We start from the raw sequence: 15,449 nt of genomic DNA on the forward strand, positions 1-15,449 counted from the left end.
GGTACGAGCAAATATAGTGTGGTGGCGATAGCGAGAAGGATACACCTGTTCCCATACCGAACACAGAAGTTAAGCTTCTCCACGCCGAAAGTAGTTGGTGGGAAACTACCCGCGAGGATAGGTAGCTGCCACGCTAATGATAAGAGGTCAACTTAGGTTGATCTCTTTTTTTGTGCTCTCTTTTATTTAAAATTAGACTATATTAGTCTACAAATATAGTCTAATTGATAACATACGAAAAAATTAGTTATATAATAATCAATGTTAAATGAATAAGGGGGAAACATTATGGTAAAGTTTTTACGTAATAATAAAGTTGCTTCAATTATATTAGCTATTATTAGAATTTATCTCGGTATCGAATGGACCCTGACTGGTTGGGAAAAGGTTACTGGCGGTGCTAGTGGTGCTGTTAAGGGATTGCTTAGCAATGCAATTAAAAATCCTGTTAAGGGACCCACCGGTAAAGTCTTGTATCCTTGGTTCAATAGCATGCTCAGTGCTATTTTGCCACATTACAGAGGTATGAGTTACTTAGTTTCTTGGGGTGAATTGCTTGTCGGACTTGGTTTGATTTTTGGCTGTTTAACTACCGCAGCTGTATTCTTTGGACTGATGATGAACTTCTCATACATGTTAGCTGGAGCCATTTCAGTTAATCCTGAATACATTTTCTTGGAATACTTCATTATTATTGCTGGATTTAATGCTAGTAAGATTGGTTTGGATTACTGGGTCATTCCTTGGATCAGAACTCACATTTTTAAACAACATAGCAGTAGAAATTCAATTTGGGATTAATAAACTAACGCCTTTGACTATTAATTTAGTTGGAGGCGTTTTTTGATTAATAGGACTGTAAAAATAACGTATTTTGTGCTTAAATATTCTACTATGAAATAATGTAATGAGAAGGTAGATTAAATGGCAAAGATTAGATGTGTCACCGAAGATGATGCTCAGGCACTATTAGATATTTATGCTCCATATATCACAGAGACCACAATAACTTTTGAAAATGTCATACCATCAGTTGAAAATTTCAAACAGCGTATTCGTGATATTTCAAAAAAATTTCCTTATTTAGTAGCGACTGACGATAATGGCAAAGTTTTGGGATATGCGTATGCCCATTTGTATGGTCCAAGAGCCGCGTTTGCATGGACCGTTGAAGCCAGTATTTATATTGACAAGAATTATGAAGGACACGGGTTAGGCAGCCAGTTATACCACAAGCTGGAAGCCATTTTAACAAAGCAAGGTGTCGTAAATTTGATGGCTTGTGTCACCGAAGAGAATCTCAATAGTATCAGATTTCATGAAAAATTTGGCTATCAAAAAGTTGGGGTTCTGCATAAAACTGGATTTAAATTTAATCGTTGGCTAGACGTTACTTGGATGGAGAAAACTTTAAATAAACGCGAAAAAGAAATGGCACCAATAATTCCTTGGAAAGAATTGGACTAAATATTTGACCTAAAGTTAGCTATAGGTAGTATTATGAATATGCTTACACGGAAGGAGAGTTTTTATGACAAAGTTAACAGATACATTTGATATTTATAATGGTGTGAAAATTCCTAAAGTTGCTTTTGGGACATGGCAGATTCCCGCTTCGGATGCAAAACAGGCTGTTCATGATGCAATTGATATTGGCTATAGACACATTGATACGGCTTTAGCTTATGCTAACGAAAAAGAAGTTGGTGAAGCTGTTAGGGATTCTGGTGTTAAACGTGAGGACTTATTTGTAACATCAAAATTGCCAGGGCAAACTAAGAATTATGATGATACATTGAGAGACTTTGATACAACAATGAAGAATTTGGATATAGATTATTTGGATCTCTATTTAGTTCATGCTCCATGGCCATGGAGTGAAATTGGTTCAAATTATGACAAGCAGAATCAAGATGTTTGGCGTGCTATGGAGAAAATTTACAATTCTGGTCGTGTTAAAGCTATTGGTGTTTCTAACTTTAATGTTCACGATTTGGAAAATGTTTTGAAGACTGCCACAATCAAACCAATGGTTGATCAAATTCAATATTACATTGGATATACGGAGCCTAAGATCACTAAATTTGCTCAAGATCATGACATTTTAGTTGAAGCTTATTCACCTTTAGCTACCGGTGGCTTAGTAAATAATCAAGATATTTTAAAGATTGCTCAAAAGTATAATGTCAGTGTTCCTCAATTGGCTATTCAATTTGTAGTACAAAATGGTGTTTTGCCTTTACCAAAGGCTGTCCATAAGGCACATATTGAAGATAATGCCAAATTAGATTTTGAGATCAGTGCTGAAGATATGAAGACATTGAATGTCATGCCTGATACGGCACCAACTCATTCTCATAATTCTACTCAAGGATAAAAATAGAGTAGATTGCAATATGGTAGGTATTGAACTAAATAGGGCAAGATAATCATAATTTGATTACCTTGCCCTATTTTTTATTAAATAAGTGAAAACAATAACTGTAGATTCAAAATGGTAATTGCTGAGGCTAAAATAATTCCCACGGTAGTTGTCAATTTGCTATTAACGTGATTTCCCATTATTTTTTTATCGTTAGTTAGAAATATCATAGGAAAAAGTGTAAATGGCAATGCAATACTTAAAATTATTTGAGCGTAAACGATAAGATTCTCAAAATCTTGTTCATTGAAGTGGACGATGAAGCCAATAATGAGAATTGGAATTAAAGTAACAAAACGTGTCAGCAATCTTCTTTGCCAAAGCGGTAAGCGGATATTCAAGTAGCCCTCCATGACTATTTGTCCAGATAAAGTACTGGTGATGGAAGAAATCATACCAGTAATTAAAAGTGCAAAAGCGAAGAGCCAACTCATCAAAGGACTAGCCAGTGTTCCAACAATTGCATGGCTTTTAAGGCCGGTGAAGACATCTTGCAAGCTAGCTAATTGATTAGTCATGTGATAAAAAAGAGTTCCTCCTAGGACCAATAAGAGTGCATTGATGATGAATGCAGCAATCAGATGTACATTGGAGTCCCATTTAGCAAACCTTAAAGCCTCATTTACTTGAAGAGGGTCATTATGATCGTAACGTCGACTTTGAGCTAATGATGAGTGTAGGTAAATATTGTGCGGCATGATTGTAGCTCCAACGATACCTAAACTGAGAACTAATTTTCTGTGATTGGTAAATAAATCAGTAGAGGGAATTACTCCAGAGATAATCGAAAATAATTTAGGTTGAGCTCTGAAGACTTCGATTCCAAAAATAATTCCTACGGTTAGAATAGCTGCTAGAACAATGAATTCAATTCTTCTAATGCCAAATCTTAAAAAAATCAGCACAATCAAAACGTCAAAAACAGTTAAAAGAATTCCAAAGACTAAGGGTAAATTAAATAATAATTTCAAAGCGATGGCTGTACCAATCACGCCGGTCAAATCCGTGGCCATCATTGCAATTTCATTTAAAATCCAAAGAAAATAACGAATTGGTTTAGAGACTTTAGTAGCGATGGCTTGGGCTAAATCTAATCTCGCCACAACCCCTAATTTAATTGAAAGTGTCTGCATGAACATTGCAACTAAGATAGAGATGAGTAGAACCGATAATAAATCGTAGCGATATTGACTACCTCCTGACAAAGAAGTTAACCAATTCCCCGGATCCATATAGCCAACAGCTACCAGAGCACCGGGACCACTATAGGCTAAAAACTTTTGTAAGAACGAAGTGTCATATACGCTGGGGACTTTGACGCTTTCGTTGATCTCATCTAAGCTTTTTTTATTTGGCATCTTGAGCCTCTTTTTTCAAAGCCAAGTCCGCTAAAAATTTGCTAAAGTCTAAATTATCATTCATTGGCGGTACTAATTGAAATTTGTCTCCACCGCAAGCTTTGAAAGTTTGATAATTTTGCACATAATCTTCTTCTATAGTTTCAAGACAGTCAGCAACAAATGAAGGAGTGGCGATTAAGATATTTCTGTGACCAATTTCTACGGCCTGCATTAAGGCATTTTTCAAATAGGGCTTTAACCAGGGCAAGGGACCAAATTTAGATTGATAAACGGTTTTAATTTTTTTGGAAGGAATCTTTAAAAGTTTTGAGACCTGTTCAGTAGTGGCGGTGCACTCTTTTTGATAGGGATCACCGTGCTTGACCATTGTCGTAGGAATACTGTGATAGCTGAAAAATAATTCGTCGTAGCTATCTTTGTCCCACATAGCTTGTATTTGCTTAGCCAAAATCTTTTGATAGGTTGTATGATTATAAAAACGGTCAATAACAAGCAAGGGTACTTGTGAACTTTTAGCTTGATCAAGAATCGATTTAGTACTGCTTTGCGTATACTGAGGGAATAACGGAAGCAAAATCACTTTTTGACAACCTGATTTTTGCATTTCTTTTAAAGTTTGAGAAATATCTGGTTGTCCATAGGTCATGGCCATCTTTACATTCCAATTGGGTAAGAGTTCTTGAACTTGATTAGTAATTTTTTGAGTATTAACAATCAATGGAGAACCTTGTGGAGTCCAAGAGTCCTGATAAAATGTCGCTGATCGCCAAGATCTCAATGGTAAAATAATGCCACGTAAAATTGGTTGCCAAAGTGCTTTAGGCATCCCGATAACGTTTTGATCACTTAAAAATTCCAAAAGATAACTTTTGACGTCGGCTGTCTTAGGGGATTTAGGTGAGCCAAGATTAACTTAGTAGTAAACCTTTTTCCATAATAATCGCCTCGATAATATCTATAGTTTAATATTATTCTATTTATGATTAAAAAAATAGACATAAGTTTCTACACCATGATAATATTAAAACACGCTAATGATTCTCATAAGAATTTAAATGAAGAGGTGGAATTATGAATATTAAAGACGACAAATTATTAAAACTATTATCTTCAAAGGTGGAACCAAAGATAAGTATTATTTTGCCGATACATCCAGAAACTCCTCAGATTGAAGAAAATATCCTTACGTACAAGAATCTATTAAAAGATGTTAAAAAAGATTTGGAATTAAATTATCCAAGAAGACAGTGGGAAAACACAGTTGAACAATTAGATAGTTTATTATTAGATCGTCAACTTTTCAGTACATCTAAGCGTGCTCTAATAGTTTTTGCTAATAATGAAACTATGGAAATCTGTGAGATGAATCATAAAGTTTCACCCAAAGCACATGTGGGAACGACATTTTTAGTTCAAGATTTGTTATTGCCGGTTGAGAATATTGATAAACCAGACTACATTGTGAATATTAGTCGTGATCGTATCAATGTATTTGATATTGATAGTTTAAAAGAGATTAAACTTCATCAGATTCATCACAAATTCTCAGATTACTATTCTGATTTTGACGCAGAATCAAATGTGAACTCAGGATCATATGGTGGTAAGAATATCGCCCAATATCATGGACACCGATCAAAACCGGAAGAACAAGAACGGGACCAAGAGATTTATTATCGTTACTTAGATAAGGCCTTCAGTTCATATTATCGAGAGAATGGTGAGACATATCTTTTAACAGGTTTACCAGAGGTGTTAGATGTCTACTTAAATTCTTATGGAAACAGTCCATATATCGGAGGAGTTATTCATAGTTCGATTTTGAATCTCTCACATCAGGAATTAAACGAAAAGATTAATGAATATAAATATTTTGAAGACATTGCAATGATGGAAAAGACTAAACATGAGCTTCACAAAGCTTTGAATCAGGAAAAATTAATTCAAGATTTGAATACGATCGGTTTTGCCTTAGATAATCATGATGTTCGTACATTAGTCTCGGTTAACGATGGAAAATCTTATTCGATTGATCATAATAAAATATTAGTTCAATCAATCTTGAATCAGACTAATTGCCAAGTGATTTATGACGAAGAGGAAAGTGCTCCTAGTATCAATGCAATCGTCTATTGAAAAGACAAAGTAAAAGACTCAGCCTGACGACTATTGATAGTTGTCTGACTGAGCCTTTTTTGTATAAAATTAATCTTTTTTGACAGGTTCATTTTTTCTTAGGATACGAGCAGGATTGCCGACAACAATAACGTTGTCAGGGAAAGAGTGGGTAACAACTGATCCAGCACCAACGATGACGTTGTTTCCGAGAGTTACTCCTGGTAAGATGACAGCACTCCCACCGACCCAGACATCATTTCCAATCGTAATTGGAGCTGTTGTTTCAGCTTCTGTTCGGCGAACAGCTGGGTCCATGGGATGTTTTGGAGTATATAAACCTACTTTAGGTCCAAATTTAACATCGTTACCAATGGTGATCTTACCTTCGTCACAAAGCATTACATCGTGATTGGCGTAGAAGTGATTACCAATTGATAAATTAACACCATAGCTGAAATAAATAGTTGGTTCAACAAAAAATCTGTCGCCAGCATGTTTCAGGAGGCTCTTAATTTTCTTGTTTCTCTCAGTGCTATCAGTAATTAGATTGTATTGCATCAATTTTGTTCTTACATCATTACGTAAGTCAGCTAGTGGTTTTGATTCTAGGTAAAGTTCTCCATTTATCATCTGCTGATACGCAGGGTCTTGTTCAATTTCCATCTTTCAAATCTCTCCTCATAAATCAAATGTATGTTAAGCATAGCATAATTGTCGGAAACACTGAAATAAGAGTGAAAATAGATATATGATTGTAAGTTTTTGAAAATTTCGAATCGAGTCCTTCGTTAAATAAATTTAAATGAGTTAGGATAGACTTGTAATAAAAAAATCGGAGGTAGATGGCATGACAAATGTTCTAATAATAGGTGCAAGTGGCGTTATTGGTCAGAGGGTAACTAAAAAACTTTTGGAAAATACTGATGATTCATTGACGTTAATGGCACGTAACACAAGTTCCGTATCTATTGATGAAAAGCGTGGACGGATTGTTCAAGGTGATGTGATTGATGATAAGCCGTTGAACGCAGCAATGGAGGGCAATAGTATCGTTTTGGTAGCAGCTGATAGCAATTTAGCTTTTTCAGTTCAAAGGATTATTGATGCGATGAAGATAAAAAGTATTAACCGGTTGATCTTCATTACATCAATGGGCCTTTACAACGAAATTCCTGTAACTGACGGGGCTTCGGGCAATTTAACACAAAACGCTTTGTTGCAACCATATCGTGCAGCGGTTGAAATGATTGAGAATTCAGGTTTGAATTATACGATTTTGCGTCCAGTTCAATTCGATGAAGGTCGAGATGTTAGTTATGAGATTAGTTCAAAAGGAGAGACACCTAAGAATAAAGATGTTTCTTATGACAGTACCGTTGACTACATCGTTAAGTTGGTAAATGATGATATGTTGGATTCTAAAGAGAATCTAGCTATTTGCCGTAAGTAGTTTAATGAAATATCCTTAATTTCAAAAATTAGGGATATTTTATTTTTATACTTGCATTAAAGTTGGCTTTAGGATGTAGAATAAAGCTAAAAGGGGTGTAATTATGGCAAAACTAATAATTTATTTTTCACTTTCCAACAATACTAAGAAAGCCGCACAAAAGATTCAAGAATTAACTGGATCTGATATAGTGAGACTGGAACCTGAAACAAAATATCCAGAGAATTATAGTGATTATGCAGCAGTTGCTCAAAAGGAATTTGACGAACAACTACATCCACAAATTAAGACTGAGATCAAAGACTTTGATAAATACGAAACAATTTATCTAGGCTACCCAACTTGGAATGGATTGATTCCGATGATCTTTTCTACATTAGCTGACAAATATGATTTTGCTAATAAGACCATCATTCCATTCACTACTAGTGGAAGTTCCAGTGTTGAAGTCTCCATGCCTTCAGTAAAGAAACTATTTGCTAAGAGTACAGTAACTGATGGTTTCAGATATGACAATAATGATAAACAATTGAAGGAATTCATTGAAAAATTTAATTAAGATTTTGTAATTTTAAAACAATTAAAAAGCCTCTCAAAACTATTTAATAGTTTTGAGAGGCTTTTTGTCGGGATTCTTCAACCGCATAACTGATTATGTGTGTGTAATGTGGGAGAACAGTTAATTGGTTGAGTTGCATTGACTACTTCAATTTAGAGGAAGTCAATGTTAGATTGCTAAAGAACTCATTGTTAGCAGGGCTAAGATCAAAGCCTTTAACACGGTTGTTAACTGGTTGCCATGCGTAGTTGAATTGTTCACCTACAACACCAGCTTGTTCGTTCATATATTCTTGCCATTCTTTGAATGTCTTAGTACGTGTCTTATCATTCCAAGCAGTTGAATCGTTCATCTTATTGATCAATTCAGTATTCTTCTTAGTTACGAAGTGACCCATATTGAATGGAGCAGTATCACCATAAAGTTGTGATTGTGATGGTTCGGATGATAATGACCAAGCACCTAACCAGAAATCAATTGAATTTTGATTTGGTTTTTGTAATGTATCATAGAAACTATTAGGCTCGATTGGTTTACCTGTAGCGTATTTAACATTTAAGCCAACTTTATGCCATTGTTGCAAGTAGTTTTGGTAAGTTGCTTCGGTTGTAGAACTACTGCTCATAGCACCGAAGTGAATAACAAGTTTCTTACCATTTGGATCTGAACGCCATTTGCTACCATTACGTTTCTTGTATCCAGCTTCATTAAGTAACTTATTGGCTTTCTTGATATTTAGTGAGTAACCCTTTGCAGATTTATCATAGTATTTAGTAAATACTGGAGGAATTAGTGTGTTAGCACGCCATTTGATACCATTACCAAACTTCTTAGAAACTTGATCAACATTAACTGCATACATCATAGCTTGACGTAATTTCTTATTAGCCATCTTCTTATTAGAATCGGCGACATTCTTGCCTGTCTTAGTGTCATAATGACCTAAATTAAAGGCAAAGTAGCTGTAACCAAGTGCAGCTTGACCAACATTTGTATAGCCCTTAAGGTTCTTCAAGTTCTTGTAGTTAGTACCACCAAGAGCACCTGCAGTTTCTGGAACAACAGTATCATATTTCTTAGATTGGATAGCTTTATCAATGTTATTCATGGAAACGACGTTGATAGTAATGTGACCAATTTGAGCTTTCTTGCCGTAGTAGTATTTGTTTGGTGACCAACTTGTTGATTCACCTTCAACAACCTTATCCAACTTGTAAGGACCAGTGAAAATAGGATTCTTACGAACTTGTTCTGATGAGGCAAGCTTTGCAATAGGAACATCTTTAATATATTCATATGGCTCTACAGAACCCCAGATATATGAATTTCCAGAGAACTTCATACTTGGTGACATTTGTTTAAAGTGAATAACGACTTTTTTACCATTGTTGCCATCAGGCATTTCGATACCAGAAATAGTATCAGAAGTTCCCTTATGGTATGCAGCCATACCCTCGATATTTTCAAAATCGGAGGAGTATTGGCTACTAGTTGATTTTTTATTACCAAGAACTTCATAAGCATACTCAACATCCTTAGCAATTACAGGAGAGCCATTAGACCATTTGGCATTGTTACGAATAGTGATAGTAGCAGTTTTAGCTTTACGATCTAGTTTTTGATTGGCAAGACCACCATCAATAATTTTGTAGTTTTTATCAACGTTGAATAGTGAACCTGAACCACCTGGAGCAAAGGCTTCAGAATCAGTAGCGTTAGAAGCTAGAATTGGATCAGTAATACCTTGGAATGGTGAATTACTTGACATTGCCAATTTTAATGTACCATTCTTGGTAGCCTTTTTATCAGTTGCAGCTTTGTTCTTATAAGCAGTAGGCAAATTAACGGCACCACTACTTGAATTTGAAGAAGAGCTCTTATTGCTAGAACAACCAGCAAGTGTGACAGCAGCTAAAAATGTGACTGCTGCAGAAAGAATAACTTTATTCTTAGTTTTAACCATATGTATTTCCCCCTTGAAAATAAACCCTATGTTGTTTTCCGATATATCATCGGTAAGTGTAATGAAAGAATGACAAAGTGCTTAATATTTGGTAGGCACCATCCCCTTAAATTTCGTAATTTAATTGGTAAATATAATTTCTAAAATAATCAGTTAAGCTTCGGAACCTTGACGTTGAGAAGCATCGGCAGAACGACGAATTACTTGACCAATATAACTGATTGATAGACAGAGAATGATAATCAATAGAGCTGCTGGTAACCATGTCCACCAGTACTGTGTAATGTTATTAGGATCATTAGCATTAGCAATCAAAGTACCAAGCGAAGGTGTCTGAATAGGAAGACCAAATCCCAAGTAGGAAAGTCCAGTTTCAACACCAATGTTTTCAGCAAATGATAAGGTTGTATCAACGATAATCAATGATGAAATATTAGGCATGATTTCTTTGAAAATAATTTTAAAACTGCCTGTACCAGAGGTCTTTGAAGCAGCGACATAATCTTTTTCAGATTCGGAAAGGGTCCGAGATCGAATCAAACGTGAAGTACCTTCCCAATAAAAGATTGAAAAAATCAATGTCAAAGTAACGGCGTTATAACTTCTGATAATAGTAACCAAAACAATGATCATCATAGTCATTGGCAACATCATCATAAAGTCGTAAACACGTTGCATACCCCAATCAATATATCCGTTGAAGTAACCAGAAATTAATCCCCAGCAGATACCAAAAATTGAAGAAATAATTGTTAAGCCAATGGCAATCCCAATTGAGTTTCTAGCTCCAACAATTAATTGCTGAGCAATAGAGCGTCCACCAGAATCAGCTCCTAATAGGAAACCACTGGTACCAGGACTAGCGTTGTAATTCATAATATCTGTTTGCATTATTTTTGAAGTGTTAATAAATAATGAAGCAATCATAACGAATAAGATGAATGCAACGACAATAAATAGAGCAATCATAGCTGGCTTATCAGCTTTGAATTCATTCCAAACAATCTTTGCTGATGAAGGAGTAGCTTCTTGGTTTGCCTCTTTATTCAGACGTTCAAGGTCAGCCGCTGAAATGTTTGAATGTTTGTTTAAATTTTCTTCCATGATCTAACGGCCCCCTTATTCAATTCTGATTCTAGGATCGACAATACTTAAGATAATATCTGAAAGTAATGTTCCTAGTAGATTTAAAATTCCGTAGATTAGAACTAAAGCAGTGATTACAGTGTAGTCACGGTAACTAATAGAATTGATGAATAGTAATCCCATACCTGGATAGGAGAAAACTGTTTCGGTAAATAGGGAACCATTTAACAATCCAGTGATTGAGTAACCAGCAAATGCGGCAATTGGTAATAATGAATTTCTAAAAATATGATGTTTATAAATATCCTTTTCAGGAACACCTTTTGAACGAGCTGTTCTAACATAATCAGAACGTTTGGCATCGATGACCTCTGAACGTAGATATTGAACGATATTGACAGTTCCAAATAAAGCACCCAGAACACCCGGTAAAAGGATATGGTATAAACGGGATCCTATAGAACCAATACCTGGATTAGCGGTTGAAGAAATGGAACCAGTTGTAGGGAACCAACCTAATACATAACCAAAAATCCAAATACCGATAACTAAGATAACGAAGAAAGGAATACAGTAAGTGACGTATGTGTAAACTCTGATAACACTGTCAGGTAATTTTCCTTCATGTTTAGCAGCGTACATGCCCATTGGTAAAGCAAAACAATAAGTAAGAATAGTTGTAAATAATGCTAACCAGAGGGTATTAACAGCACGACTACCAATTAAACGGGTAACTGGTTCTTGATATTGGTAACTGTTACCTAGATTACCTTGGAATAAATGGACAACCCAGTTCCAATATTGTTGATACCAAGGATCATACAAGCCGTTCATTTCCATCAAATGATGAAGTTGAGCAGGATCAGCTTTAGGATTAATGGAACCAGTAAATGGATCACCGGGCATGGCTTTGGCTAGTAAGAAAACCAAAAGACTTAGAATAATGACTTCAGGAACCATAATTAAGATACGACGGAGAATTGTTTTCCACATTATGCCTTCACCTCTCCTTCTTGTTTGATGATCTGTTTAGCAACATCTTCTGGTAAAGCGACTGAATGTGTGGGACTGATTGGTACTAATGGGAAAGCCTGACCATCTTTGTCGTAATACTTGTCTTGTTGTTCACGATAAATTTCTTCAACGGCTAGTCGATCAGCTCGATGTTGTTTTCTATCGTTAACATTTGTTTCAGGAATTGCGGCTAATAAACGTTTGGTATAAATATGAATGGGATGATTATAAATATCTTCCCGTGTTCCAATTTCAACTAAACGGCCACGGTTCATGATGGCGATGTTGTTACACATATGTCTGACGACACCTAAATCATGAGAGATAAATAGGTAGGAAATGCCGAATTCACGTTGAATTTTTTTCATGAAGTTTAAAACTTGAGCTTGAACTGATAGATCCAAAGCAGAAACGGGTTCGTCAGCAATAATCAATTTAGGATTAGTGGCAACGGCTCTAGCAACTCCGATACGTTGTCTTTGACCACCGGAAAATTGATGGGGATACTTGTACAAAGCGTCGGCATCCAAACCAACAATGTCTAGTAATTGTAAAACTCGAAGCTTTTCTTCACTCTTACTTAAATTTTCAAAATTTCTTAGTGGTTCTGCAATGATATCTTCAATTCTTTTCCGAGGATTCAAACTTGATAATGAATCTTGAAAAATCATTTGAACATCGTGATTGTAATCGAGTTCTTTGCGATTCTTTTTCTTGGTAATATCTTTACCTTGATACATAATAGAACCACTGGTGACCTTTTCTAATCCAACAACGGATTTGCCGGTAGTTGATTTACCTGAACCAGATTCACCAACTAATCCATAAGTTTCACCAGCCTCAATATTGAAACTAATTCCATCGACTGCTTTAACAGAATCGGTGATACGGTTCCAAAATCCAGTACGAATAGGGTAGTGAACTTTTAAATTTTTAATTTCAATTAAACTCATACTTTCACACTCCCCATTTTGTCTGGAAATTCAAAATCCTTGTAACAAGTACAACGAACATCGTGTCCCGGCTCTACTTCGTGCATTTCAGGATTAGCTTCGTGTACGGAAGAATCAACCCAAGGAATTCTAGGTGCAAATCTGTCACCAGTTTGTGGCATCTTTTGTAATGAAGGAACATTTCCTTGAATGACGTATAAATCGTCATTTTGATTATCACGTTGAGGCATTGATCTTAATAGTGAACGTGTATAGGGATGTTTAGGCGTGTTGAAAATCTGTTCAGCACTGCCTTCTTCAACGATTTGACCAGCATACATAACAGCAACTCGGTCAGCTGTTTCAGCAACAACCCCTAAATCGTGGGTGATCAAAATGATACCGGCATGATTTTCTTTTTGGATTTTTCTTAAAACATCCAAGATTTGAGCTTGAATTGTAACATCAAGAGCTGTAGTTGGTTCATCAGCAATAATCAAGTCTGGTTTGCAGGCAATCGCAATTGCGATGATGACACGTTGTCTCATACCACCTGATAATTCATGTGGAAATTGATGAGCAGTTCTTTTAGGATTTTCAATTCCTACTTCGTTAAGCAACTCAATGACGCGATCATGTTTTTGCTTTGCAGTGAAATTAGTATGATAAGTCATTACTTCACTGATTTGGTCTTCAATCCGTTTCAATGGATTCAATGCAGATAATGGATCTTGGAAAATCATTCCGATTTTGGCGCCTCGGAATTTGTTATATCCGGCTTCATTAAGTTTTAATAGGTTAGTACCCTCAAAATCAATTTCACCTGAGATTTTTGTCTCCGATGGATCGTGCAATCCCATAATGGTCGTGGCTAAAGTACTTTTACCACATCCTGACTCGCCGACAATGGCAAGAATCTCATCATGATGAACTTTGAGATTAATGTGAGAAATCGCATCGTAATATTTTCCGTTAATTTTAAAAGCGGTATTAACATCTTTAATATCTAGAAAGTCTGATGTAGATTCCAAATGATCCCCTCCCGATTCTAATAATTCTCTTATTTAAACCCTAAGACGCATTGCGACAGGTGCACCAATGCTGCAAAGAACTTTTTTAATAATTGAGTACGATTATAGTTAATAAAATTCTAATTTACAACCCTATTTATTAAAAAAATATTAAAAAACTTTATAAAACGTTCAGAGAGCCCATTTAAATAATGTCTTAGATTTATGACAAAACTATACAGCCAAATTAGAAAGATTAGAAAAAAGTTAACTTGAAATTGACGATATGTATATTTATGAAAATAAAACTGATTGTTATTATAATAGGGCTTGAAGTTATTAACTTCAGCTCTGAGATTAACGTTATAACGTTGGAAAAATGCTGATCATTCATTTTTAGAGTCTTTTTTTAAATTAGATTAGTATTTGATTTATTTAGCCTAATAAAAAATGGCATCTAATTAGATGCCATTTGTGGAAATGCTTTTATGAAAATGTAACTGTATGTGACAAAACAGGTTAATCAGAATACTTTATAAAAAAATGGTGCTAAGATGATTCCGTAAAAGAAAGGTGATTAAAATGCGTCATCGTAAGAAAAGTAAGAAACCTTTAATTTTAACAATTATATGTGCAATTGTAGTTTTATTGATTTTGTGTGTGGTATTTATTTTCCCATTGAATAACATGTTACGCAGTGTCACGGGAAATGATACTCCAGGAGATAAGGCTGTTAAGTCTGAATTGGTTAAAAGGGTAAAGTCAAAGAAAACAGGTGATTCCACAAAGGATAAAAAAATTGATCGTGCTGCCAGCATTTTGGGTAAGAAAAAAATGTCAGAAATCATGGCGGCAGCTAAGAGTCAAAAAAAGACCGCTAGTCTAATCGAAGATTCTTCATCTTTGACTAGAGCACAGTCTCAAAAGGCAGCACAAGAAATTTTTTCTAATGATGAATATTCAGGCTTAAGAAAAGCGATTAACGACGGAAATTGGTATCAAGCATACCAACAATATCAAAAACTTTCTAATAATGGAGAATTGAATCAGTTGCAACAAGACCTAAATCAGTAAATTCTAGGTATTAAAAGACAATAATGACGATAATCGAATACGGTTATCGTCATTATTGCTCTTAAAAACAGAAGAATTTAATTTGTTTTATTAATATTGAAATACCAAAATAAGGATAATTGTATCCTAAATTTTTATTAAAATTAGGAATTTTCAGTAAATATTGGATTATTATCTTTTTTTCCGTTATCGTCATAAAAAAAAGCCTCTAACGGAATATTATACTTATGATGAATAAGCAAAATTTCCTTTTGTGTGAAACCTAGATCATCGTTTTTTCTACGAATGGTTGAGGTAGATTTGCCAAGCAAATTGGCAATATCGTTTTGACGAATGTTTTTTAATGTGAAATATGCTTTTAAATATTGATTGTTATACATAACAAATTCCTTTTTTTAAGCTTTTTCCTTAATCAAGGACAACATCATAGTAAACTAGAACCTTTATTTTTTCAATAACT

15 protein-coding genes, 1 rRNA gene and 1 pseudogene are annotated in these 15,449 nt (G+C 35.1%); 8 read left to right on the forward strand and 9 right to left on the reverse strand.

The window, feature by feature from the left end; genetic code table 11:
- Window positions 1–17: 17 nt before the first annotated feature.
- From rrf to LA20249_RS09435, 4 genes are all read left to right on the forward strand, one after another.
- Window positions 18–134 (forward strand): 5S ribosomal RNA (gene rrf, locus LA20249_RS09420).
- A 154-nt stretch (window positions 135–288) separates the two neighbouring features.
- Window positions 289–801: a DoxX family protein gene (locus tag LA20249_RS09425; RefSeq protein WP_057738995.1), complete on the forward strand. Its 513-nt coding sequence runs from the start codon at window positions 289–291 to the stop codon at window positions 799–801.
- Window positions 802–924: 123 nt separating this feature from the next.
- Window positions 925–1,467, forward strand: coding sequence for a GNAT family N-acetyltransferase (locus LA20249_RS09430; RefSeq protein ID WP_057738994.1), 543 nt, complete (start codon window positions 925–927; stop codon window positions 1,465–1,467).
- 64 nt (window positions 1,468–1,531) lie between these two features.
- Entirely contained in the window at window positions 1,532–2,377 is an 846-nt protein-coding gene (locus tag LA20249_RS09435) for an aldo/keto reductase (RefSeq protein ID WP_057738993.1), read from the forward strand.
- A gap of 83 nt (window positions 2,378–2,460) precedes the next feature.
- Here the strand turns inward: LA20249_RS09435 and LA20249_RS09440 are convergent, their stop codons facing one another.
- Both LA20249_RS09440 and hemH read right to left on the reverse strand, forming a co-directional pair.
- Entirely contained in the window at window positions 2,461–3,780 is a 1,320-nt protein-coding gene (locus LA20249_RS09440; protein ID WP_057738992.1) for an Nramp family divalent metal transporter, read from the reverse strand.
- Window positions 3,770–4,718, reverse strand: a pseudogene (gene hemH, locus LA20249_RS09445) (ferrochelatase). Before hemH ends, LA20249_RS09440 begins: the two are co-directional and overlap by 11 nt.
- Window positions 4,719–4,854: 136 nt before the next feature.
- Here hemH and LA20249_RS09450 point away from each other — a divergent pair.
- Window positions 4,855–5,919 carry a baeRF8 domain-containing protein gene (locus LA20249_RS09450; protein ID WP_057738991.1) on the forward strand — a complete coding sequence of 355 codons (1,065 nt, stop codon included), beginning with the start codon at window positions 4,855–4,857 and terminating at the stop codon, window positions 5,917–5,919.
- A 69-nt stretch (window positions 5,920–5,988) separates the two neighbouring features.
- Here the strand turns inward: LA20249_RS09450 and LA20249_RS09455 are convergent, their stop codons facing one another.
- Window positions 5,989–6,564 (reverse strand): sugar O-acetyltransferase, encoded by a 576-nt coding sequence (locus LA20249_RS09455; protein ID WP_057738990.1) that lies wholly within the window; start codon window positions 6,562–6,564, stop codon window positions 5,989–5,991.
- A 184-nt stretch (window positions 6,565–6,748) separates the two neighbouring features.
- Between LA20249_RS09455 and LA20249_RS09460 the strand changes: the two genes are divergently transcribed.
- Together LA20249_RS09460 and LA20249_RS09465 are read left to right on the forward strand one after the other, a co-directional pair.
- Window positions 6,749–7,351 carry an NAD(P)H-binding protein gene (locus LA20249_RS09460; protein WP_057738989.1) on the forward strand — a complete coding sequence of 201 codons (603 nt, stop codon included), beginning with the start codon at window positions 6,749–6,751 and terminating at the stop codon, window positions 7,349–7,351.
- Window positions 7,352–7,454: 103 nt separating this feature from the next.
- The gene (locus tag LA20249_RS09465; protein WP_057738988.1) at window positions 7,455–7,910 is read left to right on the forward strand and encodes a flavodoxin; all 456 of its coding nucleotides are present in this window, start codon (window positions 7,455–7,457) and stop codon (window positions 7,908–7,910) included.
- Between the two features lie 142 nt (window positions 7,911–8,052).
- On the opposite strand, the gene LA20249_RS09470 is transcribed toward LA20249_RS09465, so the two are convergent.
- The 5 genes from LA20249_RS09470 to LA20249_RS09490 all read right to left on the reverse strand — a co-directional run bounded on the left by LA20249_RS09470 (window position 8,053) and on the right by LA20249_RS09490 (window position 13,936).
- Window positions 8,053–9,873, reverse strand: a complete 1,821-nt coding sequence (locus LA20249_RS09470; protein WP_057738987.1) for an oligopeptide ABC transporter substrate-binding protein — start codon at window positions 9,871–9,873, stop codon at window positions 8,053–8,055.
- Window positions 9,874–10,026: 153 nt separating this feature from the next.
- Complete coding sequence (locus tag LA20249_RS09475) at window positions 10,027–10,977, reverse strand: ABC transporter permease (RefSeq protein WP_057738986.1); 951 nt, start codon at window positions 10,975–10,977, stop codon at window positions 10,027–10,029.
- Between the two features lie 15 nt (window positions 10,978–10,992).
- Window positions 10,993–11,952 carry an ABC transporter permease gene (locus LA20249_RS09480; RefSeq protein ID WP_057738985.1) on the reverse strand — a complete coding sequence of 320 codons (960 nt, stop codon included), beginning with the start codon at window positions 11,950–11,952 and terminating at the stop codon, window positions 10,993–10,995.
- A complete protein-coding gene (locus tag LA20249_RS09485) occupies window positions 11,952–12,926 on the reverse strand; it encodes an ABC transporter ATP-binding protein (protein ID WP_057738984.1) in 975 nt (324 codons plus the stop codon). The genes LA20249_RS09480 and LA20249_RS09485 overlap by 1 nt, the downstream gene beginning before the upstream one ends.
- Window positions 12,923–13,936, reverse strand: a complete 1,014-nt coding sequence (locus LA20249_RS09490; protein ID WP_057738983.1) for an ABC transporter ATP-binding protein — start codon at window positions 13,934–13,936, stop codon at window positions 12,923–12,925. Before LA20249_RS09490 ends, LA20249_RS09485 begins: the two co-directional genes overlap by 4 nt.
- Before the next feature lie 561 nt (window positions 13,937–14,497).
- Here LA20249_RS09490 and LA20249_RS09495 point away from each other — a divergent pair.
- Window positions 14,498–14,989 carry a hypothetical protein gene (locus LA20249_RS09495; protein ID WP_057738982.1) on the forward strand — a complete coding sequence of 164 codons (492 nt, stop codon included), beginning with the start codon at window positions 14,498–14,500 and terminating at the stop codon, window positions 14,987–14,989.
- Window positions 14,990–15,132: 143 nt separating this feature from the next.
- Here the strand turns inward: LA20249_RS09495 and LA20249_RS09500 are convergent, their stop codons facing one another.
- On the reverse strand, window positions 15,133–15,369 hold the full coding sequence (locus LA20249_RS09500; protein WP_057738981.1) for a helix-turn-helix domain-containing protein: 237 nt from the start codon (window positions 15,367–15,369) through the stop codon (window positions 15,133–15,135).
- Window positions 15,370–15,449: the final 80 nt, after the last annotated feature.

The organism is Companilactobacillus alimentarius DSM 20249 (genome assembly GCF_002849895.1).
Taxonomy (GTDB): domain Bacteria; phylum Bacillota; class Bacilli; order Lactobacillales; family Lactobacillaceae; genus Companilactobacillus; species Companilactobacillus alimentarius.